Source organism: Delftia sp. 11MD (genome assembly GCF_050907895.1).
Taxonomy (GTDB): domain Bacteria; phylum Pseudomonadota; class Gammaproteobacteria; order Burkholderiales; family Burkholderiaceae_C; genus Comamonas; species Comamonas tsuruhatensis.
In genome coordinates this window covers 5,845,150-5,865,849 of sequence record NZ_CP194333.1, presented here as the reverse complement: position 1 = coordinate 5,865,849, position 20,700 = coordinate 5,845,150, and the positions used below count along the sequence as shown (strand labels likewise).

General features: G+C 66.5%; 20 protein-coding genes. 10 read left to right on the top strand and 10 right to left on the bottom strand.

What is annotated here, in order from left to right; genetic code table 11:
- Nucleotides 1-44 precede the first annotated feature (44 nt).
- On the bottom strand, nt 45-1,880 hold the full coding sequence (locus tag ACRSCF_RS26865; RefSeq protein ID WP_034367338.1) for a lysoplasmalogenase family protein: 1,836 nt from the start codon (nt 1,878-1,880) through the stop codon (nt 45-47).
- Nucleotides 1,881-2,116: 236 nt separating this feature from the next.
- On the opposite strand from ACRSCF_RS26865, the gene ACRSCF_RS26860 reads away from it, so the two are divergent.
- The 5 genes from ACRSCF_RS26860 to ACRSCF_RS26840 all read left to right on the top strand — a co-directional run bounded on the left by ACRSCF_RS26860 (nt 2,117) and on the right by ACRSCF_RS26840 (nt 7,859).
- Nucleotides 2,117-3,121: a Bug family tripartite tricarboxylate transporter substrate binding protein gene (locus ACRSCF_RS26860; protein ID WP_016451870.1), complete on the top strand. Its 1,005-nt coding sequence runs from the start codon at nt 2,117-2,119 to the stop codon at nt 3,119-3,121.
- A 187-nt stretch (nt 3,122-3,308) separates the two neighbouring features.
- Nucleotides 3,309-4,463: a hypothetical protein gene (locus ACRSCF_RS26855; RefSeq protein WP_324622795.1), complete on the top strand. Its 1,155-nt coding sequence runs from the start codon at nt 3,309-3,311 to the stop codon at nt 4,461-4,463.
- Nucleotides 4,454-5,593: a hypothetical protein gene (locus tag ACRSCF_RS26850; protein ID WP_034367341.1), complete on the top strand. Its 1,140-nt coding sequence runs from the start codon at nt 4,454-4,456 to the stop codon at nt 5,591-5,593. The genes ACRSCF_RS26855 and ACRSCF_RS26850 overlap by 10 nt, the downstream gene beginning before the upstream one ends.
- A gap of 128 nt (nt 5,594-5,721) precedes the next feature.
- Nucleotides 5,722-6,384 (top strand): hypothetical protein, encoded by a 663-nt coding sequence (locus tag ACRSCF_RS26845; RefSeq protein WP_034367343.1) that lies wholly within the window; start codon nt 5,722-5,724, stop codon nt 6,382-6,384.
- Nucleotides 6,385-6,410: 26 nt separating this feature from the next.
- Nucleotides 6,411-7,859 carry a CsgG/HfaB family protein gene (locus ACRSCF_RS26840; protein ID WP_244387554.1) on the top strand — a complete coding sequence of 483 codons (1,449 nt, stop codon included), beginning with the start codon at nt 6,411-6,413 and terminating at the stop codon, nt 7,857-7,859.
- Nucleotides 7,860-7,909: 50 nt separating this feature from the next.
- On the opposite strand, the gene ACRSCF_RS26835 is transcribed toward ACRSCF_RS26840, so the two are convergent.
- Nucleotides 7,910-8,551, bottom strand: a complete 642-nt coding sequence (locus tag ACRSCF_RS26835; RefSeq protein ID WP_034367346.1) for a histidine phosphatase family protein — start codon at nt 8,549-8,551, stop codon at nt 7,910-7,912.
- A 203-nt stretch (nt 8,552-8,754) separates the two neighbouring features.
- Nucleotides 8,755-9,246, bottom strand: a complete 492-nt coding sequence (locus tag ACRSCF_RS26830) for a DUF2501 domain-containing protein (RefSeq protein ID WP_016446524.1) — start codon at nt 9,244-9,246, stop codon at nt 8,755-8,757.
- A gap of 354 nt (nt 9,247-9,600) precedes the next feature.
- On the opposite strand from ACRSCF_RS26830, the gene ACRSCF_RS26825 reads away from it, so the two are divergent.
- From ACRSCF_RS26825 to ACRSCF_RS26810, 4 genes are read left to right on the top strand one after another with little or no spacing between them, the layout of a single operon-like run.
- Nucleotides 9,601-11,193 carry an ABC transporter substrate-binding protein gene (locus tag ACRSCF_RS26825; RefSeq protein ID WP_244387552.1) on the top strand — a complete coding sequence of 531 codons (1,593 nt, stop codon included), beginning with the start codon at nt 9,601-9,603 and terminating at the stop codon, nt 11,191-11,193.
- A gap of 6 nt (nt 11,194-11,199) precedes the next feature.
- Nucleotides 11,200-12,165 carry an ABC transporter permease gene (locus tag ACRSCF_RS26820; RefSeq protein ID WP_016446522.1) on the top strand — a complete coding sequence of 322 codons (966 nt, stop codon included), beginning with the start codon at nt 11,200-11,202 and terminating at the stop codon, nt 12,163-12,165.
- Nucleotides 12,162-13,100, top strand: coding sequence for an ABC transporter permease (locus ACRSCF_RS26815; protein ID WP_012203172.1), 939 nt, complete (start codon nt 12,162-12,164; stop codon nt 13,098-13,100). Before ACRSCF_RS26820 ends, ACRSCF_RS26815 begins: the two co-directional genes overlap by 4 nt.
- Nucleotides 13,097-14,824 (top strand): dipeptide ABC transporter ATP-binding protein, encoded by a 1,728-nt coding sequence (locus ACRSCF_RS26810; RefSeq protein ID WP_016451863.1) that lies wholly within the window; start codon nt 13,097-13,099, stop codon nt 14,822-14,824. Before ACRSCF_RS26815 ends, ACRSCF_RS26810 begins: the two co-directional genes overlap by 4 nt.
- Nucleotides 14,825-14,851: 27 nt before the next feature.
- Here the strand turns inward: ACRSCF_RS26810 and ACRSCF_RS26805 are convergent, their stop codons facing one another.
- The 6 genes from ACRSCF_RS26805 to ACRSCF_RS26780 form a co-directional block, all read right to left on the bottom strand.
- The gene (locus ACRSCF_RS26805) at nt 14,852-15,175 is read right to left on the bottom strand and encodes a DNA-binding protein (protein WP_012203174.1); all 324 of its coding nucleotides are present in this window, start codon (nt 15,173-15,175) and stop codon (nt 14,852-14,854) included.
- Nucleotides 15,172-15,531 (bottom strand): type II toxin-antitoxin system RelE/ParE family toxin, encoded by a 360-nt coding sequence (locus ACRSCF_RS26800; protein ID WP_034367349.1) that lies wholly within the window; start codon nt 15,529-15,531, stop codon nt 15,172-15,174. The genes ACRSCF_RS26805 and ACRSCF_RS26800 overlap by 4 nt, the downstream gene beginning before the upstream one ends.
- A gap of 146 nt (nt 15,532-15,677) precedes the next feature.
- Nucleotides 15,678-16,373 carry a DUF4136 domain-containing protein gene (locus ACRSCF_RS26795; RefSeq protein WP_016446518.1) on the bottom strand — a complete coding sequence of 232 codons (696 nt, stop codon included), beginning with the start codon at nt 16,371-16,373 and terminating at the stop codon, nt 15,678-15,680.
- Nucleotides 16,374-16,450: 77 nt separating this feature from the next.
- The gene (gene ttcA, locus ACRSCF_RS26790; protein ID WP_016446517.1) at nt 16,451-17,422 is read right to left on the bottom strand and encodes a tRNA 2-thiocytidine(32) synthetase TtcA; all 972 of its coding nucleotides are present in this window, start codon (nt 17,420-17,422) and stop codon (nt 16,451-16,453) included.
- Nucleotides 17,416-17,787, bottom strand: a complete 372-nt coding sequence (locus ACRSCF_RS26785; RefSeq protein ID WP_016446516.1) for a dihydroneopterin aldolase — start codon at nt 17,785-17,787, stop codon at nt 17,416-17,418. Before ACRSCF_RS26785 ends, ttcA begins: the two co-directional genes overlap by 7 nt.
- A 42-nt stretch (nt 17,788-17,829) precedes the next feature.
- On the bottom strand, nt 17,830-18,615 hold the full coding sequence (locus ACRSCF_RS26780; RefSeq protein ID WP_016446515.1) for an SDR family oxidoreductase: 786 nt from the start codon (nt 18,613-18,615) through the stop codon (nt 17,830-17,832).
- 116 nt (nt 18,616-18,731) lie between these two features.
- On the opposite strand from ACRSCF_RS26780, the gene ACRSCF_RS26775 reads away from it, so the two are divergent.
- Nucleotides 18,732-19,745: a class I SAM-dependent methyltransferase gene (locus tag ACRSCF_RS26775; protein WP_016446514.1), complete on the top strand. Its 1,014-nt coding sequence runs from the start codon at nt 18,732-18,734 to the stop codon at nt 19,743-19,745.
- 26 nt (nt 19,746-19,771) lie between these two features.
- Here ACRSCF_RS26775 and ACRSCF_RS26770 read toward each other — a convergent pair whose 3' ends face one another.
- Nucleotides 19,772-20,662: a hypothetical protein gene (locus tag ACRSCF_RS26770; RefSeq protein WP_017406438.1), complete on the bottom strand. Its 891-nt coding sequence runs from the start codon at nt 20,660-20,662 to the stop codon at nt 19,772-19,774.
- Nucleotides 20,663-20,700: the final 38 nt, after the last annotated feature.

Sequence of the window (20,700 nt, the reverse complement as noted above, 5' to 3'; positions counted from 1 at the left end):
TCGGTCAGTCAGCCAGCAGCGTAGCCATTGCGGCGCGCTGTTTGTCACTGGTTGAACTGGCACTGTCCACGGAAGGACTCCTGAAAATGCGATCCCGCCATTGTGCCTTGCGAGCTGCCTCGGGTCAACCCTGATGTCGATGCGCCACGGGCCAGCCAGCCCTGCACGATCAGCAACTGCGCCGCGTAGTAGGTGGACAGCACGGCCGCTTGCGCCCCGTCGAAAGGCTGCACGAAGCGGTTGATGGCCAGCAGCGAGTCGCTGACCATGAAGAAGCAGGCGCCGATGGCCACGGTCCAGGCGGGCTGGCCGCCCAGGTGCCTGGCGCGGCCCAGGGCCTGCGCCGCCATCAGCGCAATGACCAGCACATAGGCGGCCACGGGCAGGCGCAGCGCGGCGGGCAGCCCGCCCTGCCAGAGCACGGCATACATGGCAACGCCCAGGGCCAGCGTGGCGGCCAGCGAGGGCCGGTGCGCAAACCAGGGCGCATCCTGGCGCAACAGCACGATATAGGCCAGGTGGGCGAGCAGAAAGCTGGCCAGGCCCGGGATGAACAGATCGGGCAGCATCAGGAACACGTCGCCCGCCATCGAGGCCGCCAGCGCCGCGGCCAGCCAGCAGGCGCCGCGCGCGGGTTTCGCCAGCGCCGAGAACGCCGCGCTGCCGCGCCACAGCTGCATGACAGCGATCAGCGCAAAGACCATGGCCAGCGGCTTGAACAGCCAGTGCCAGTGCAGCATGTCCAGCACGCTGGTGGCGGTGGCCAGCGCGCCGGCCTCGATGGCCAGGGCCACCCACAGGCTGATGCGCCCCTGCATGGCCGCGCCCAGTGCCCACTGGCAGGCCAGCAGCACGCCAAACCACAGCGCATTGCGCGCCGTCGAGGACTGGTCGGCATGCCACAGGAACAGCGACACCCCTGCGATCAGCGCCACGAACTGCAGGCCCGCAAACCAGCGCAGGCTGCGCTGCATGTCGGGTGCGTAGAGCACGCGGTGCGCGTCCAGGTCGAAGGCCGGCCTGGGAAAGCGCTCGGCCACATCGGCGGGGCGCCATCCGGGCGGCTTGAGCCAGACGCGCAGCTTGTCGCCCCAGCGCCGCGCATGCCAGCTGTCATGGATGAGTTGCCGGTACACCACGGCGTTGGCCCACAGCGGGTCCCAGCTTTGCAGCAGGCCGCGCGTGCCGTAGACGCAGGGCTCGCTGTCGTCCTCGGGCTTGAAGGTGCCGAACATGCGGTCCCAGACGATGAGGATGCCGCCGTAGTTCCTGTCCAGGTAGCAGTCATTGACGGCGTGGTGCACGCGGTGGTTGCTGGGCGCGCAGAACCAGCGGTCGAACCAGCCCAGGCGCCGCACCTGCTCGGTATGGACCCAGAACTGGTAGAGCAGATCGATCAGGCCCACGATGGCAAACACCAGCGGCGGCACGCCGGCCAGCGCCATGGGAAGGTAGAACAGCCAGCCCAGCAGCGCGCCCGAGCTGGTCTGGCGCAGCGCCGTCGACAGGTTGTAGTCCTGGCTCTGGTGGTGCACGGCATGCGCGGCCCAGAGCACGGCCACCTCGTGGCCCATGCGGTGAAGCCAGTAGTAGCAGAAGTCGTAGAACAGCAGGGCCAGCAGCCAGCCGGGAATGCTGGTCCAGAAGGCATCGTTGCGCCACAGCGCCAGGTGCTCGAAGGCCAGCGTGTACAGGCCCACGCGCAGCAGCGTGGTGAAGACGGCGCTGGTCTGGCTGAGCATGCCCAGGCTGATGGAGCTGATGGCGTCGGCCAGCCGGTAGGCATTGCGCCCGCGCCACAGGCTCACGCCCCATTCCAGCGCGATCAGCAGCAAAAAGGCAGGTGTGGCGAAGACAATGACTTGGCTGGGTGAGAGCATGGTCAGCCGATTCTGGGCATGGCGGCGGGGCAGCGCCTTAGGCGAGAACCCTAGGACACGGAATCACAAGGGTTGAAACGGATTGCAATAAATAGGGCTTCGTGGCAAGCGTGTGGCAGGAAAATTGCGCCCTATGGCAGAATCGCTCGCTTTCCACGCGCTGGCCGTCCCTGCCCTGCAGGCCATTGCCAGCCCGCACCGCCTTCGCCGGCATGCGCCGCGCATGCCCACGCTCCATGCACCTGTCCCGACGCTCCCTGCTATCGGCTGCAGCCTCAGTGGCTGCGGCCCTTGCTACTGCACCCGCCGCCCATGCCGCGCCGGGCGCGGGCAAGCCCTGGCCGGCAGGCGGGCCCATCACGCTGATCGTGCCCTTCGGCGCGGGCAGCGATGTGGACGCCACGGCGCGGCTGGTGGCCGAAAAGCTGGGTGCGCGGCTGCGCCAGTCGGTGGTGGTGGACAACGTGCCGGCCTCCGGCGGCGTGCTGGGCGTGAGCAAGGTGGCGCGCTCGCATGCCGATGGCTACACGCTGCTGCTGGGCTTTGACGGGCCGGTGAGCATTGCGCAACTGGTGAACTCCTCCGTGCGCTATGACGCCGAGCGTGATCTGGCTCCCGTGGGCCTGACTTCGGTGGCGCCCATGGTGATCGTGGCCCGCCCTGGCCTGCCCGTGCACAACCTCAACGAGCTGATCAGCATGGCCCGCGCCCGGCCCGGCGCGCTGACCTATGCCACCCCGGGCGTGGGCACGGTGCTGCACCTGGCCATGGAGCGGCTGCAGGAGCGTGCCCGCATCCGCCTGGTCCATGTGCCCTATCGTGGCGTGGCACAGGTCACCAGCGAGGTCATGGGCGGCCAGGTCGATCTGGGCATTCTGATGACCACCGGCGCCACGCCGCTGGTGCAGCAGAAAAAGCTGGAAGGCGTGGGCGTGACCTCGGCACAGCGCATCGACGTGATTCCCGAGGTGATGAGCTTTGCGGAGGCTCCTGATTTGAAGGGCTTCGAGCTGGAAGCCTGGACCGGCCTGTTCGCCCCCGCCCGCACGCCCGAGCCCGTGGTCAGCCGCCTGGCCGCCGAACTGGCCGAGGTGCTGAAGCTGCCCGAGGTCCGCAAGCGCCTGCAGGACAGCGGCGCCACGCCCGGCTCGGGCACGCCGGCCACGTTCGCCCAGTTCCTGAAGAAGGAAAAGGCGAGCTACACGCAGATTGTCAAGTCCGCCAATATCCAGGTGGAATAGGCCGCGCTGACGGTCAGCGGGTGACCGCTTTTTTCCATTGAATGAAGACTGGGCCGGCGAAATCGGCGGCATTGTCTGCAGTCGCCTTTGTGCGCCGAGTGCCACGTATTGGTGTGTGAAATCTGTTACCCTCTGCTTACATTTTTAAGGGGGCGGTGTGGGGGTGGAGAAAATCATGCGCCGGGCCATGGCATGGCTCTGGCTTTTTGCGCTTGCAGCGTCGGGCGCTGCAATGGCCGAGGACCGGCCCAATGTCACTTTTGCGGGAGTCGCCTATTCGGGCGATGCCAGTTCGCAGCAGCAGCGATTCCCTTATTCAAAGCAGTATGAGAGCCGCCTGAAGGCCGCCGGACACAGTGCCTATGCGCGGGCACTGGCATTCGTGCAGCAGGCGCCTGCACAGCATCTGCAGATATCCACCAATCCCATCGATGAGCTCAAGGGGCGCGACCAGGCCCTGGTGGTTTCTCTGGTGCTCAATTCCGAGACGGTCTCCGTGGAAAGCTTTGGCGGCGTGCGCAAGCTGTTCATCCTGATTCGTGGACAGGCCCTGTTTTTTGACTTCAAGTCCATGACGGCGGTGCGTTCGTATCCGCTCAGCTTTGCCTTCATCGACAACCTGCGCCACGAGCCGTCGCAAGAGGAAATCATGGAGCGCGTGACCAAGGTATACGAAGGCGCGGGAGGCAAGCCCGGCATCTTCGGCCGTTTTGCCCAGGTGCTGGCCATGGCCACCGTGCCCTCGCAGACGCCGCGTTTCCTGCAGGTCACCGATATCCAGATTCCCGCCGCCATGGCCGAGATGCTGCCCGGCTATCTGCAGGACCCGCAGGTGCACAAGACCTGGGCCGCCGATATCGTGGGCGAGGCCATTTCCAGCCGCATTGGTGTGCCCATCATTCCTTTTGCCATGGGCTATGCCGTGGGCAATGTGATGCGCATGCAGGTGCTTGACGGAGAGGTCTACACGCTGCAGCTGCCCAGTGCCGACTACGCCATCAGCGTCGATTTCAAGGGATTCAAGAAGCTCAAGTTCAAGGAGTCCAGCGCCGGCACCAGCTATGTCTACGGCACCTTTGCCGATATGCGCATCCAGGAACCCAATGGGCCGGTGTTTCTCGGCGCCTCGCTGAAGAACGCGGAAGTGAAGGTAGTGCCTTCCACGCAAACCCATGTCGATGATTTTCCGGCGTTCTATGACTCGCTCAACGGCCTTTTCGTGAAGCTGGCCGAGACGGTGGCGGCTGGACGGGGCAATGACTGGCTCAAGTCGGCTGCGGCCGAGAGCGACATCGAAGCGCAAATTGTCAAAACAAAAGACCTGATGAATCTATGCAAGTAATCCAGAAAATCCTCCTGTGCCTTTCCATGGCGCTGTTCGCGGCCGGTGCGGGCGCGCAGGTGCAGCAGGCACGCGGCAAGGCATCGGTCAGCTACCAGGATTCAAAGGTCAGCCCGCAGGACAAGGAGCGTGCGCTGATGGCGGCCCAGCTCAAGGCCGTGGAGTTCTACTACGCCGAAGCGGGCCAGTCGGAGGCCGAGAATTTCGACGCCGTGCGCGACAAGATCCTGGCCAACCCCGATCGCTACATCCTTGAGCACACCGTGCTCAGCGAAGAGGACAACGCCGACAGAAAGCAGTACACGGTCTCCGTGCGCGTGGCGCTGAACGTGGCCAATCTGCGCAATGCCGTCAAGGCCAACTCTGCCGTGGCCAGGGGCGGTCCCGCAGGCCGGTCGCCGCTGGCCTTCATGTTCGTCTCGCGCCAGGTGGCCACGATCAAGTCCTTCGATGACCGTGTCTACAAGCGCGTGGACGAGACCGAGGACGTCAAGGCCCAGGTCAGCGCTTCCGAAAAGGGCAGCGAGGGTGAATCCATCCGTGGCGGACGCATCAGCACGAATGCCTCCACGGCGACCTCGGGCACGGCCTCGGTCAAGAGCAGCCGCACTTCCGAAACCGGCGGCAGCACGACGCGCCGCTCGGCCGAGTCCACCTGGCGCGTGATCCCCAGCGCCAACCTGGCCCAGGTCTTTTCCTCCAACTTCGCCAAGGCCGGCTTCAAGGTGTCAGAGGCTGCCATGGTGGAGCCCTACACGGGCGGCCACTTCAAGGTCGCGGCCGTGGAGAACGACTACAAGAGCGGCATGGACCTGCAGCCCTCGACCCTGGCGGCCGTGGTGGCCGGCATGCGCACGGCGCAGATTCCCTACATCGCCCTGGGTACGCTGGATGTGGGCATGGGCGAGCCCGATCCCCAGACCGGCCTGATGCGCGTGAGCGTGACGGTCAACGCCAAGATCCTGGACATCGCCCAGACCATTCCCGACACGATTGCCGCCGTCGGCCCGGTGCTGTATGCGGGCACCGGCCCGTCCGAGGATGAGGCGCGCAACAACGCGCTGAAGCTGGCCGCCAACAACGCGGCCCGCGATCTCACCAGCCAGGTCACCAATCTGGGCCTGCGCTGAGCGCTGCGGCTTCCAAGGTCCGGCTGCCATGCAGCCGGACCTTTTTCCTTTCGTTCGTTTTCCACGCTTTCCACGTTTTTATCTTCGCCGTCCGCGTTCACGGACTGCTGCAACCCGAGTCCATCTCCATGAAAAAGCTCTTCACCACCGTCGCCGTTGCCGCCGCCATGGCCAGCCCCGCCCTGACACAGGCCCAGTTCTCCATGCCCTCCATCCCGGGTGTCGGCAAGCTCATGGGCGGCAGCGGCTCTGCCGACGTGGCCGGCCAGGGCGACGCACTGGTGCGCAGCTATGTGGGCGCCAGCAAGGAGGTGCTCAGCGCCAATGCCAAGATGGCCACGGCCCTGGGCCTGAAGGAGCAGGCCGCCAGCGCCGCCAGCACGGCGGACAGCCTGGGTGATGGCGCCACCATCGGCGCGCTGGGAGATGGCAACAAGGTGGTCTCCGACACCAGCGGCGCGATTGCCGAATCCATGGCGAAGAAGCCCGTGCTCGATGCCGCCTCCAAGGCCTCCTTCGCCGAGGGGCTGGTGCACCTGGTCAACGGCAGCGTGAAGTACGCCGGCATGGGCAAGGATGTATCGGCCATGGGCAAGAGCCTGCAAAGCGCCAACCCCATGCAACTGACCAAGCTCACCTCCGCAGCCTGGGTGGTGTCCAAGTTCCCCGGCTCGGCCTCCGACCTGTTCAGCACCGTGCAGACGGCCATTGCCTTCGCGCGGGCCAACGACATCGAGGTGCCGGCCAATGCGGCTGACGCCACGGCCGCGCTGGGCACGCTCAAGCTGTGATCCGGTACAGGCAAGGAGCACTTTCTATGCGTATCCGCATCATTGCGGCCGTCGTGGCTGCCTGCGCCGCCATGTCCGGCTGTGGCGACAAGCCGTCCGAGCAGCCCAGGACCGACGCGCCTGAACAACCCCAAAGCGTCGCCCCGCCCGTGCCCGACGTGGGCAGGCTGGAGACCGTCGAGGTCCAGGTTACCGGCCTGGGCCAGTCCCCTGGTGAAGCCATGGCGCAGGCGCTGCAGATGGCGCTGCTGCAGGTCAATGGCGCGGTGATCCAGTCTGCCTCCGTCACGGCCAAGTACGGTCTCGACGTGGCGCTGGGGCAGGACGCCGCCTCGCTGCGCGCCAGCGCCTTCGCCGAGGTGGTCAAGCAGAAGTCCGGTGGCGTCATCCAGTCGGTCCAGGTGGTGGATCTGGAAGAACCCAAGCCTTGGGCCAAGCGCTACAAGTACACCATCAAGGCCAACATTTCCAAGTTCAAGCCTTCGGCCGAGATGCAGAAGATCAAGGTCGTGGTCGGGCCGATGCGCTTCGAGCAGGCCTCGCTGCCTATGGGCGACCGCAGCGTTGCAGCCGCCGAGTTGTCCGCCACATTGCGCCAGCGCATCAGCGACGCCCTGGTGCAGACGGGCCGCTTTGCCGTGCTGGACCGCGAATTCAGCCCCGAGATCGAGCAGGAACTGGCCATCATCGCCACGGGCCAGGCGCCCAGTGCCGAGCTGGCCAAGCTGTCCCAGGCTGCCAGCGCCGATCTGGTGTGGAGCGCCCGCGTCAGCAGCTTTGCCTACAACCGCCATGCACGCCAGCTCAAGACCAGCGACCGCCAACTGGTGAGCTACTCGGGCGGCTGGGCCCTGTCGCAGAAGCTGGTGAACGTGGCCACGCGCCAGGTCACGGCCTCGGATTCGCTGCGCGGCTCCGTCCCTTCCACGGCGCCGACCACGCTGGGCGCGGGCGTGGATGGCAACAAGGTCATGACCGACATGAGCGATGCGCTGGTTGCCGGCGTGGTCAGCTCCATCCTGCAGCGCACCTTTCCGCTGACCGTGGTCGCCCGCGATGGCGAAAGCGTGGTGCTGAGCCAGGGCGGCCAGGCTGTGAAGGAGGGCGCACGCTACCAGGTGGTGGCCATGGGCAAGGAGATGAAGGACCCGCAGACCGGACAAAGCCTGGGGCGCCTGGAGTCACCGTGCTGCGAACTGGTGATTGATCGCGTGACCCCCAACCTCTCCTACGGCCACCTGGAGAACATGCGCGGCGGCATGGAAGACCTGCCACCGGGCGGGCTGCAGGTGCGTGAGGTGCTGAAGGCATCCGCCGCGCCCGTGCTGGCCGCACAGGCGGCATCAGGCGACGGGGCCGGTGAGCCCCAGGCCGCACCGGCACGTGCTGCACAACCGCCCGCAGCACGCCGCGCGGCATCGCCCGCCAAGGAGGCCGATGCCCCGGTCGGCAAGAAGGACGACGACAACTGGTAAGCGACAAGTGGCGGGGAGGTGCGCTGCGGCGCCCTTCCCCGTGCGGGTGCTTAGCTGAAAACCTCGTCGCGCGCACCGCCTTCCAGGTGCTGCACATCGCCCCAGCCAACCAGGCCCAGGCCCTGGGGCGTCCACAGCAGGCGGTTGATGGCCGCGTTGCCCAGCGCCCAGGTGCGCGGCGCCTGCACTTCCTGGTGCGTGGCCAGGCGGTAGAGCACATCCATCACGCCGCCATGCGCCACGATCACGATCTGCTCGCCGGGATGGCCACTGGCCAGCCGGTTCACCGTGGCCGAGATGCGGTCGCGCAGCATCAGCAGCGACTCGCCGCCGCCAGCGGGCACGAACTCGGGATCGCGCTTGCGCCAGCGCAGCGCGTCCTCCGGGTGGGACGCCTCGATATCGTTGAAGGTCTGGCCCTCGAAGCTGCCGAAGCAGCGCTCGCGCAAGCCCTTGTCGGCCGTCAGCGATGCGCCCGTGGTCGCGGCCACGGCCTCGGCCGTGGCATAGGCACGCAGAAGGTCGCTGCTGTAGATGGCGGCCACCGGCTCGCCCGCCAGGGCCTTGCCGGCCTGGGCGGCCTGCCACAGGCCCAGGTCGTTCAGAGGAATGTCCAGATGGCCCTGGATGCGGGCGTCCACATTCCAGGCGGTTTCTCCGTGGCGGATGGCAATGATGCGCGTGGCTTGCATGAGGGGCTGGCGTGGGGTGCTGCAAAAAGAGCAGGCATTGTCCCGCAAGCCAGGCAAGCCTGCATCGCGCGCCACCGTTGAAACTGGCGCGGCCCAACTCAGGGACGCCGAGCAAGAGCCGCCTCGCGGCGGGGGCGCCCAGCCGAAGGTGTCGTCCCCCTCCGCGAAGCGAGAAGGGGGAAGCGGCGCAGCCGCTCAGGGGGTCAGATCAGCGATTTAGCGTTGTCCAGCACGAAGTCGCAGGCCTTTTCCTTGAGGTCGCCCTTGAGCTTGTCGATGCTGAAGCTCTTGCCGTTGGAGCCGGTGACCAGGCCGCCCAGGCCGTTCTGGAATCCCGTGTCCTTGGGCTCTTCCTGCTTTTGCATGCCCAGCTTGCCCAGCAACTGGTCCTTGACCTGGGCCGCCTTGTCGGCATTGAGGTAGTTGTTCTTCATGCAGTAGGAGATGACGCCTGCCGCATTGCCGGCCGTGGCCGAGGGGCTCAGGCCCAGGGCGGACAGCGCGCCCGCACCGCCTGCGCCCGCACCCAGCATGCCGCCGAGGCCGGAGCCGGCGCCTTCGCTGCTGGCGGCGGCCTTGTCACCGCCAAGGCCCGAGGCCTGGCGCAGCGAGTCGCCCAGGCCCGACGCCTGGGCAGGCAGGGCGCCCAGGCCCAGCATGGCGCACAGCAGTGCGCTGGCAATGGATGTCTTCATGGATGCTTCCTTTCCGCGGAAACCCGCAGGCTCGATACAGGGTCTGAAATTAGCACGCCGTGCGGCGCAGACCTGTGCCCGATTGCAAACCTTTGCCAGAGCGGGCTGTGTCGGTCTTTCGCGTTTTCACTAGCTGTCAAAGCCGTTGGCCTGTCCATGATGGCCGCACACCATTGGCGGGCCGCGGCGGCAGTCTTGTTATTTGAAAATGGCTTTTAAGTATAAAAATCAATTCAACAAGCTGAAAAAGTTATTTAAAGTGGGGCGCACCTATATGGCCCGCTTCTTGCGGCGCCCGGGCTGCTGCGTCGCATGGCCGCCGCCTTTCCAATCAATCCACAGGGGAGCAGACAAATGATCATGAAGATTCTGGGCAGTTCTTTGCTGGCCGCAGGCCTGTTGACCTCGGCCGCGCTGGCCCAGGCCGAGACCGTGCGCTGGGCGCGCGGCTCCGATCCGACTTCGCTGGACCCGCATGCCTTCAACGTGGGCACCAATTTCGTGCTGCTGCACCAGATCTACGAAACCCTGGTCATCCGCTCGGCCGACGGCAAGCTGGTGCCCACGCTGGCCACCTCGTGGAAGATGACCTCCGACCCGTCGGTCTGGGAGTTCAAGCTGCGCCCCAACGTCAAGTTCCATGACGGCACGCCGTTCACGGCGCGCGACGTGGTCTTCTCGCTGAACCGCGCCAAGGGCGAGAACGCCCAGGTCAAGTCCCTGCTGTCCTCGATGGAGGAGGCCAAGGCCGTGGACGATCTCACGGTGCAGGTGAAGACCAAGGGCCCGAACCTGATCTTCCCCGACAACCTGACCAATCTCTTCATCATGAGCGAGAAGTGGTCCAAGGCCAACGGCGCCGAGACCACGCAGGACACGGCCAGCAAGACCGAGAACGGCGCCACGCGCGCGGCCAACGGCACGGGCGCCTATGTGCTGGCCAGCCGCGAGGTCGATTCGAAGACGGTGATGAAGCTCAACCCCGACTACTGGGGCAAGGGCCAGTTCCCGCTGCAGGTGACCGAGCTGATCTACCTGCCCATCAAGTCCCCGGCCACGCGCGTGGCGGCCCTGCTGTCGGGCGAGGTGGACTTCGCCCAGGACATTCCCGCGCAGGACGTGGCGCGCCTGAAGCAGGACAAGCGCCTGCGCATCAATGAAGGCCCCGAGAACCGCTCCATCTTCCTGGGCCTGAACGTGGGTGCGGCCGAGCTCAAGAGCAGCAACGTCAAGGGCAAGAATCCGCTGGCCGATCCCAAGGTGCGCCAGGCCATCGAGCTGGCCATCGACCGCGATGCGATCAAGCGCTCGGTGATGCGCGGCCTGTCGATTCCCACCGGCGTGATCGCGCCGTCGTTCGTCAATGGCTACGAAAAGGCCTTCGCGGCCTATCCCAAGGCGGATGCCGCCAAGGCCAAGCAACTGCTGGCCGAGGCGGGCTACCCCAACGGCTTCACCATCACGCTGAACACGCCCAACGACCGCTATGTGAACGACGAGGCCATCGCCACGGCGGTGGCCGGTTTCCTGGGTCGCATCGGCATCAAGACCGAAGTCTCGGCCCGGCCGATCGCCATGCACAGCGTCTCGCTGACCAAGGCGGACAGCGACTTCTACCTGTACGGCTGGGGCGTGCCCACCTACGACTCGGCCTACATCTTCGACTTCCTGGTGCATACGCGCGGCAAGGACAGCCGGGGTGCGCAAAATGCCACGCACTACAGCAATGCCGATGTGGATGCCAAGATCCTGTCCCTGTCCTCGGAGAGCGACAAGGCAAAGCGCGATGCCACCATCAAGAGCATCTGGGAGACCGTGCAAAAGGAGCGCTTCTACATTGCGCTGCATGACCAGGTGATCCACTTCGCGTCCGTGCCCCGGCTCAATGTGCCCGTGCACCCGGACAACGCGCTGCACTTCAAGTTCGTCAAGTTCGAGAAGAAGTAAGCGCCGATGCTGGTCCATCTGCTGCGCCGGCTGGGCCAGTCCGCCCTGGTCCTGCTGGCCGTCTCCTTTGTCTCGTTCATGGTGTTCCGCCATATCGGCGATCCCACGATCAGCCTGCTGGGCGAGGACGCGACGGTTGCCGAGCGCGAGGCGCTGACGGAAAGCCTGGGCTTCAACAAGCCCGTGCCGCTGCAGTACCTGGCATACGTGGGCAAGGTGCTGCAGGGCGACCTGGGCATCTCCTACCGGCTCAAGCGCCCCGTGACCGAGATCATTGCCGAGCGCCTGCCCGCCACGCTGGAGCTGGCGATGACGGCGGCGCTGTTCGCCCTGGTCATCGGCGTGGCGCTGGGCGTGTACACGGCCATACGGCGCGAGGGATGGCTGAGCCGCTCGATCATGACGGTGTCGCTGGTGGGCGTGTCCCTGCCCACCTTCCTGATCGGCATCGCCCTGATCTACCTGTTTGCCGTGGAGCTGCGCTGGCTGCCGTCCTTCGGGCGCGGCGAGACGGTGAAGCTGGGCGGCTGGGAGACCGGGTTGCTGACGGCTTCGGGCTGGTCGGCGCTGATCCTGCCGGCCATCACGCTGGGCTTCTACAACATGACCCTGATCATGCGCCTGGTGCGCGCCGAGATGCTGGAGGTGCTGCGCGCCGACTACATGCGCTTCGGCCGTGCGCGCGGGCTGCGTGAGCGCGATCTGTACTTCGGCCATGCGCTGCGCAATACCCTGATTCCCGTGATCACCATCGCGGGCCTGCAGATCGGCTCGCTGATCGCCTTTGCCATCGTCACCGAGACCGTGTTCCAGTGGCCCGGCGTGGGCCTGCTGTTCATCTCCTCCATCCAGGGCGTGGACGTGCCGCTGATCGCCGCCTACCTGATGTTCATCGCGCTGCTGTACGTGGGCATCAACCTGCTCGTCGATTTCCTGTACGTGATCGTGGACCCCCGCTTGAGAAACCGATGACCGATTCCGCCAAACAAGCAATCCCTCCCACGGGCTGGCGCGCCAGCGACTCGCCGGTCAAGCGCGCGTTTGCACGCTCGCGCCTGGTGCAGGCGGCGGCGCTGGTGCTGGCGCTGATCGTGGCGGCCACGCTGCTGTCGCCCTGGCTGGCCTGGCAGAACCCCTTCGATCCGGCCAATCTGGACCTGATGGATGCCTTCACGCCGCCGGGCCAGGCGGGCACCAGCGGCACGCTGTACGCGCTGGGCTCGGACGACCAGGGCCGCGATGTGTGGAGCGCCATCCTCTACGGGCTGCGCATGTCGGTGCTGGTGGGCGTGTCGGCCGTGGGGCTGTCCCTGCTGATCGGCGTGCCGCTGGGCCTGGTCTGCGGCTATGCGGGCGGCTGGTTCGACACGCTGATGATGCGCATCGCCGATGTGCAGCTGACCTTTCCCGTGATCCTGGTGGCGCTGCTGGTCTTCGGCATCGCACGCGGCCTGCTGCCCGAGGGCTACCGCGACGACATGGCGGTCTTCGTGATCATCGTGGCCATCGGCCTGTCCGACTGGGTGCAGTACGCGCGCACCGTGCGCGGCGCGGTGATGGTGGAAAAGCACAAGGACTACGTGCTGGCGGCCCAGCTCATAGGCCGCAGCCGCGTGGCCATCCTGGTGCGCCACATCCTGCCCAACCTGCTGGCGCCCATCCTGGTGATCGCCACCATCAGCTTCGCGCATGCCATCGTGGCCGAGTCCACGCTGTCCTACCTGGGCGTAGGCCTGCCGCCCACCCAGCCTTCGCTGGGCACGCTGATCCGCATCGGCCAGGGCTTCCTGTTCTCGGGCGAGTGGTGGATATTGCTGTTCCCCTCGCTGGTGCTGCTGGCGCTGGCGCTGTCCGTCAACCTCGTCGGCGACTGGCTGCGCGACGCACTGAACCCCAAGCTGCAATGAGCACGACACAAGAATCCGGGCAGCCCCCCGCACAGCCTGCGGTGCTGAGCGTTCGCGGCCTGTCCGTCACCTTCGACACCTACAAGGGCCCCGTGCAGGTGCTGGACGATGTGAGCTTCGACATCGCGCCCGGCGAGATCCTGGGCGTGGTCGGCGAGTCTGGCGCGGGCAAGTCCATGACGGGCGCCGCCGTGATCGGCCTGATCGAGCCGCCGGGCCGCATCTCGGCCGGCACGGTGCAGTTGCGCGGCGAGCGCATCGACACGCTGCGCGGCGAGGACCTGCGGCGCATACGCGGCCGGCGCATAGGCTCCATCTTCCAGGACCCGCTGACCAGCCTGAACCCGGTCTATACCGTGGGCCGGCATCTGGTGGAGACCATCCGCACGCACCTGCCCGTCTCCGAGAAGGAGGCCGAGGCACGCGCGCTGGCCCTGCTCGAAGAGGTGGAGATCCCGCAGGCGCGCGAGCGCATGGCCCAGTATCCGCACCAGTTCTCGGGCGGCATGCGCCAGCGCGTGGCCATCGCCCTGGCGCTGTGCGCCGAGCCCGAACTCATCATTGCCGACGAGCCCACCACGGCGCTGGACGTGTCCGTGCAGGCGCAGATCATTGCCCTGCTGCGCCGCGTGTGCAAGGAGCGCGGCGCGGCCGCCATGCTGATCACGCACGATATGGGCGTGATCGCCGAGACGGCCGACCGCGTCATGGTCATGTACCAGGGCCGCGTGCTGGAAACCGGACCCGTGCGCCAGGTGCTGGACGCGCCGCAGCAGCCCTACACCCAGGTGCTGATGGGCGCCATTCCCAGCGTGCACCACCGCGTGCAGCGCCTGCCCGTGCCCGAGGTGGGCGGCGGCCCGGCCGCGCCCGCCGTGCCCTGGCAGCCCGGGGCCGGTGCGCCGGAGCCTGCGGCTGCCCTGCTGGAGGTCAGGGATCTGTGCAAGGAGTTCGACCTGTCCAGCGGCTGGCTGGCCCGGCTGCTGGCGCGCGAGGACAAAAAAATCCTCAAGGCCGTGGACGGCGTCGGCTTTTCGATCCGCAGGGGCTCCACCTTCGGCCTGGTCGGTGAGTCCGGCTCGGGAAAATCCACGGTGGCGCGCATGGTGGCCGGGCTGACGCCCCCGACCAGCGGCACCGTGCTGTTCGACGGCGTGGACAAGTGGAGCCCGGCCGCCCAGACCGTGGCCATGCGCCGGCGCTTCCAGATGATCTTCCAGGACCCGTATGCCAGCCTGAACCCGCGCTGGACCGTGCAGGAACTGATTGCCGAGCCCCTGCAGGTGCTGGCCCTGACGGCCGGCAAGGACGAGACGGCCGAGCGCGTGCAGGAGGCGCTGCGCCGCGTGCGCATGAAGCCCGACGATGCGCGCAAGTACCCGCACCAGTTCTCGGGCGGGCAGCGCCAGCGCATCGCCATCGCGCGTGCCCTGGCCAGCCGGCCCGAATTCATCATCTGCGACGAGCCCACCTCGGCGCTGGACGTCTCGGTCCAGGCCCAGGTGCTCAACCTCATGCGCGACCTGCAGGAGGAGTTCGGCCTGACCTATCTGCTCATCAGCCACAACCTGGCCGTGATCCGCCACATGTGCGACGACATCGGCGTCATGCAGCGCGGCCGCCTGGTCGAGACCGGCGAGGCCGGCGCCGTGCTCGATGCACCGCAGCATGCATACACGCGTGCGCTGATGGCTGCCGTGCCGGATATGGAGCATGTGCACTGAGGCAAGTGCACTGCCATGGCCTGGCGTTCAGGTCGCGGCAACGACCCGCACGTCGAACCGGACCTGAAGCCAGTTCTTGATGGCGGCAAAGATGGCGGCAAGATTGTCCATGCTGGGGTTGCCTTTCGGCGAGAGCATGCGGTGCAGGCTCTTGCTCGGCTTGTGCGTGAGGTCGGCCAGCGTCTCGAATCCCACCGTTGCGTTGACGAGATCGCGCAGGACGAGGCGTGCCGTTTCTGGCTCACCGCTCAGAAAAAGAGTGGCCGCCTCATCAAGCAGCGCCTGTGCGAAAGCAGGGTCGCGCTCAATGCGCTGAATGACCGTTTGTTTGAAATCGCGGGTGAGCGTCATGCCTTCGTTCCTTTTTTGGCATTGTCCGAGGGGCGTTGCCTCTTGCGAGCCTTGTATTCGCTGTGCAGGGCCACGGCTTCGTCGATGGCCTTCTGCTGGCCCTTTTTCGTGCTGCCCCCGAACAGGATGATCAATCTTTCCCCGTCCTTGGCGAGATAGATGCGGTAGCCCGGGCCCCAGTCGATCTTGTATTCGCCAATACCCCGGAACCATTCGATATTGGAGGTGTTGCCCAACTCCATGCGGGCCATGGCGACGGCCACCTTGGCGGCCGCCTGGCCATCCAGCCCGTTGAACCATGTCTGGTACGCGCTGCTGCCGTCTTCGCGGATGTACTCCTGGAGCTGGATTCGCATGGATTGGATGGTAACTTATGAGTTACCAACGCTGCAAGGCGCTGTCCACATGACCTACAGCGTTCTCATGTTCCCAGGAACGAATGACAGCGATGGACCCAAAAAAGGCCTGCGGATGCAGGCCTTTGCTTCTGAGACACGATGGCTCACCGGGCGGGTGCTGGCGTGGCCGGTGCTGCCTGCGCTGCAGGCGCCGCCTGGGCCGGCGGCTGCGCCGGCGCGCCACCCTGCTGCACCGGACCGATGGTGGTGCGCACCACGCGCGAGCCCTTGGGCGGGTTGGGGAAGCCGGTCAGGGCGGCGTCGAACAGGATGCCGAAGATGGCCGGGTCGTCGGTCCAGACGTCCTGGCGCTGGGCCGAGGTCTCGTAGACGATCTGCTGCGTGGTGGCGTTGCGCATCACGATGCTGACGGCGCGGTAGTACTCCAGCGGCGGGCCGTCGAACATGAAGCTGCCGCCAAAGCCCATGCCCCAGCCGCGCCCGTAGCCCAGGCCCCAGCCCCAGCGCGGGCCGCCCCAGCGGTCGTAGTAGGGCCAGGCGGCGTAGTCGCGCGCATAGCGGGCGTCGGCGCCGATCTGCACGATCAGGCTGGCCCGGGAGTCGTCGCGCTGCAGGCCCACGCGGCCCAGGGCCTGCTGGGCCTGGGACTCGATGGCCGCGAAGTGCGTCTGCGCCTCGCGTTGCGAGGGCAGCACTTCCAGGCGGTAGGTGGGCGGCGCGGGCAGGGCGCCCAGCGTGGAATAGCTCTGGACGGTGCTCTGGACTTCGCGCACGCTGGCGCAGCCCGTAAGCAAGGCCGTGGCCACGATGGCCAGGACATGGATGCAGCGCAGCTTCATGGTGTACTCCTTGGTCGAAAAAAGGCCCGTTTGCACGGGCCTTGGTTGGAGTGGGGCGATTGTTATAGGTTCAGCCGTCAGGACGACAGTTGTACCACCTGCAGACCGGGCAGCGATGCGGACACTGGCATCTCTTCATGGTCGAAGGCCATGTCGCCGTTGGGGTCGGCAATGCCGGTGGCCTTGGCGTTCTTGAAGTCGTGCAGCTCGGGATCCATCATGTGCGTGGTCACGATGTGGCCCATGGCGCGGAACATGCTTTCCACGCGGCCCGGGAATTTCTTGTCCCATTCGCGCAGCAGCTCGCCCACGGCCACGCGCTGCAGGCCGTCCTGGCTGCCGCAGAGGTTGCAGGGGATGATGGGGAAGTTCTGGTACTGGGCCCAGCGCACGGTGTCCTTCTCGGGCACGTAGCACAGCGGGCGGATCACCACATGCTTGCCGTCGTCCGAGACCAGCTTCGGGGGCATGCCCTTCATGCGGCCGCCGTAGAACATGTTGAGCATCAGCGTCTGCACGATGTCGTCGCGGTGGTGGCCCAGGGCCACCTTGGTGCAGCCCAGCTCGTCGGCCACCTTGTACAGGATGGCGCGGCGCAGGCGCGAGCACAGGCCGCAGGTGGTCTTGCCCTCGGGCACGACGCGCTTGACCACGCTGTAGGTGTCCTGCGTTTCGATGTGGTAGTCCACGCCGATGCTCTTGAAGTACTCGGGCAGCACATGATCGGGAAAGCCGGGCTGCTTCTGGTCGAGGTTCACCGCCACCAGCTCGAATTTGACGGGCGCGCGCTTTTGCAGCTTGCGCAGCACGTCCAGCATCGTGTAGCTGTCCTTGCCGCCCGACATGCAGACCATGATCTTGTCGCCTTCCTCGATCATGTTGAAGTCGGTGATGGCGCGGCCCACCTCGCGGCACAGGCGCTTTTCGAGCTTGATCTGCTCGCGCTCGATCTTGATGCGGTTGCCGCCTGCGGTGTCTGCGGGGGCGTCGGCGGCGGCTTCTTCGGCCAGCCAGGGGTTGTCGGTCACTGCGTTCATGGGGTTCACCATTGTCCTGTCTCGACGCGAATGGCCACTTCGCAGTCGTCAAAAATTTCGAGCTTGGCGATCTTCACGCGCACGCCCATCACGCCGGGCAGCTGCATCAGGCGCTGGGCCAGCTTGCCGATCAGGCTCTCCAGCAGGTTCACATGCTCGGCCGTGCATTCATCGATGATGATCTGGCGCACCTTGCGGTAGTCCAGCACATGCAGGATGTCGTCGTCGCGCGGAGCCAGCGGCTGCGTGCCCAGGCTCAGCTCGGCATCGACCTGGATGGGCTGGGGCATCTGTTTTTCGTGGGCGAGGATGCCCAGGTTGGCGTCGAAACGCAAACCCGTGAGCGTCAGGATCTGTTGTCCGGTGGCGGAGTTCATGGGGAAAAGCCGTGGAGTGTGGGGATGGGCGCGGGCAGGCGCCTACATCATGGAAAAGTCGCGCTCGAAGCGCTGCAGGTGCTGGCCGCCATCGACCAGCAGCGTAGTGCCCGTGATGGACTGGTTGTCCAGCGCAAAGCACACGGTGGCGGCCACGTCGGCCGCGCTGGACGAGCGGCCCAGCGGGCTGAGGCGGTGCAGGGCCTCGAAGCGCTCCTGGCTCAGCATGTGGCTGGTCAGCGTCAGGCCCGGGGCCACGCCGACCACGCGCACGCGCGGCGCCAGGGCCAGCGCCAGCATGGTGCCTGCGGCCTCAAGCGCTGCCTTGGACAGCGTGTAGCTGAGGAAATCGGGGTTCTGGTTCCAGAGCTTCTGGTCCAGCATGTTGATCACGGCGCCGCTGGCATGCTCCTCGCCGGCCGCCACGCGGTCCTCGATATGGGCATGCAGCGCCTGGGCCAGCAGGATGGGCGCGCCGGTGTTGCTGCGCAGGTGGGCTTCCAGGGCCACGTAGCTGAAGCTGCCGGCGTCGTCATGCTCGAACAGAGAGGCGTTGTTGACCACGGCGTCCAGGTGGCCGAAGTGCGCAACGGCACGCGGCACCAGGGAGCGCACCGAGTCCTCGTTGAAGAAATCGGCATCCAGGGCGGCGCTGTCGCCGGCCAGTTCAGCGCAGGTGGCGGCCGTCTCCAGCGCCTCGTCGTGGGAGTCGCGGTAGTGCACGGCCACCTGCCAACCGGCGCTGGCAAGCGCGAGCGCGATGTCGCGCCCCAGGCGGCGGGCCGCGCCGGTCACCAAAACTGTGCGTGTTCGGGCAGGTGAGGACATTCGAGGACAATGTACGGATCGTGACGACAGAACCCTCAATTTTAACGGCCGCCCTGCAAACCCGTATTGCGCAAGAGATTGCGTCCTCGGGCGGATGGCTGGCTTTCGACCGTTTCATGGCCCTGGCGCTGTACGAGCCGGGCCTGGGCTACTACGCCAATGACACCGCCAAGTTCGGGCTGATGCCATCGTCGGGCAGCGATTTCGTGACCGCGCCCGAGATGTCCCCGGTCTTCGGCCAACTGCTGGCCGCCCAGGTGGCCGAGGCGCTGCAGCGCACGCACACCCGCGAAGTCTGGGAGTTTGGCGCCGGCACGGGCGCGCTGGCGCTGCAGGTGCTGGACGAGCTGGCGGCCCTGGGCGTGCGGCCGGACCGCTACACCATCGTCGACCTGTCGGGCACGCTGCGTGCGCGACAGCAGCTCAGGCTGGTGAAGTACGAAAGCCTGGTGCACTGGGCCGATGCCCTGCCCGATAGGCTCGAAGGCGTGGTCATCGGCAACGAGGTGCTGGATGCCATGCCCGTGCAGCTGCTGGTGCGCAAGGCAGGTGTCTGGCATGAGCGCGGCGTGGTGCTGCAGCCGGACGGCAGCCTGGGCTGGGAAGACAGGCCCACGCCACTGCGCCCGCCGATGGACATCGAGGGCGAGCACGACTACCTGACCGAAATCCACCCGCAGGGCGAGGCCTTCATTCGCACGCTGGGCGAGCGCATGGCGCGCGGCGCGGCATTTTTCATCGACTACGGCTTTGGCGAATCCGAGTATTTCCACCCGCAGCGCCACATGGGCACCCTGGTGTGCCACCGGCTGCACAAGGTGGACGATGATCCGCTGGCCGATGTCGGCCTCAAGGACATCACGGCCCATGTGAACTTCACGGGCACGGCCGTGGCCGCGCAGGAGGCGGGCTTCGAGGTGCTGGGCTATACCTCGCAGGCCCATTTCCTCATCAACTGCGGCCTGGGCCCCAAGCTCGACGCACTGGCCCAGGGCCCGCGCGCCATGGCCACCAAGCTGATGATGGAGCACGAGATGGGCGAGCTGTTCAAGGTCATCGGCCTGGCCAAGGGCGTGGAGCCCTGGGACGCCATGGGCTTTGTGCGCGGCGACCGCACGCACCGCCTGTAGCCGCCGGCCAGAGCTCTGCCCCGGCCTCAGCGCTGGACGCTTCGGCCGTTGCTCACCTCGTAGGCCGTCTGGTCCTTGAGGTTGATGCGGTAGATCTCGCGCGTGACGTTGCCCGAGAAACCCAGCTCCACGATGGACAGGTTCTCGAACGTGGTCGTGAAGCCGCCGGGCAGGATGCGGTTCAGGCGCGCGGCGGTCTCGCCCATGGCGCGCTCGATCTCGGGCGTGAAGGTGGCTTCGCTGTAGACCAGGGTGTTGTGCGGGTTGTGGCTGCGCACCTCCTTGCCGGCCTGCACCTGGTTGATGCCGCTGACACCCACGCTTTGCACCATGGCCTTGGCAGAGTCGTTCATGCGGGCATAGACGGGTCCCGTCACGCGCGGCAGCGGGCCGTCGCGCAGCGGCGCCATGGCGGCGGTGGCGCGGGTGTTGAAGTCCATCATGGCCTCGTAGGCCGGGCCGGACTTGACGATGCCCAGGTCCAGCCACCAGGGCTTGCCGGCGCCCTTGGCGGCCTCGGTGGTGTAGAAATTCTTCAGGTGCACGTCCTGCAGCACGGGCGGCAATGCCGGCAGGGCCGCCAGCATCTTGCGCGGCGTGGAGGGATCGGCGCTGTGGATATGCACCACGGTGACATGGGGCAGGTTGAAGGTGTTGGCCTCGGCCACCAGCTTCAGGCGCAGCAACTGCTCGTGCACCACGGGTGCGACCTGGCTGTCCAGGATGGCCGTGGCATCGGCAGGCAGGCGGTAGACCAGGCCATAGGTGGCCTGGTGCGCGCGGAAGTCGCTGCGCTGCAGGGCGCTGTTGTCGATGGCGCCGGGTCGGGCTGCCGGCGCAGGTGCGCTGGCGCAGGCGGTCATCAGCAAGGCGGCGGGCAGGGCTGCGGCAAGAAGAAGGCGGCGGTTGCGTTGCATGGCGAATTCGTGGTGGTCTGCCTGGAGGCGATGAAGAG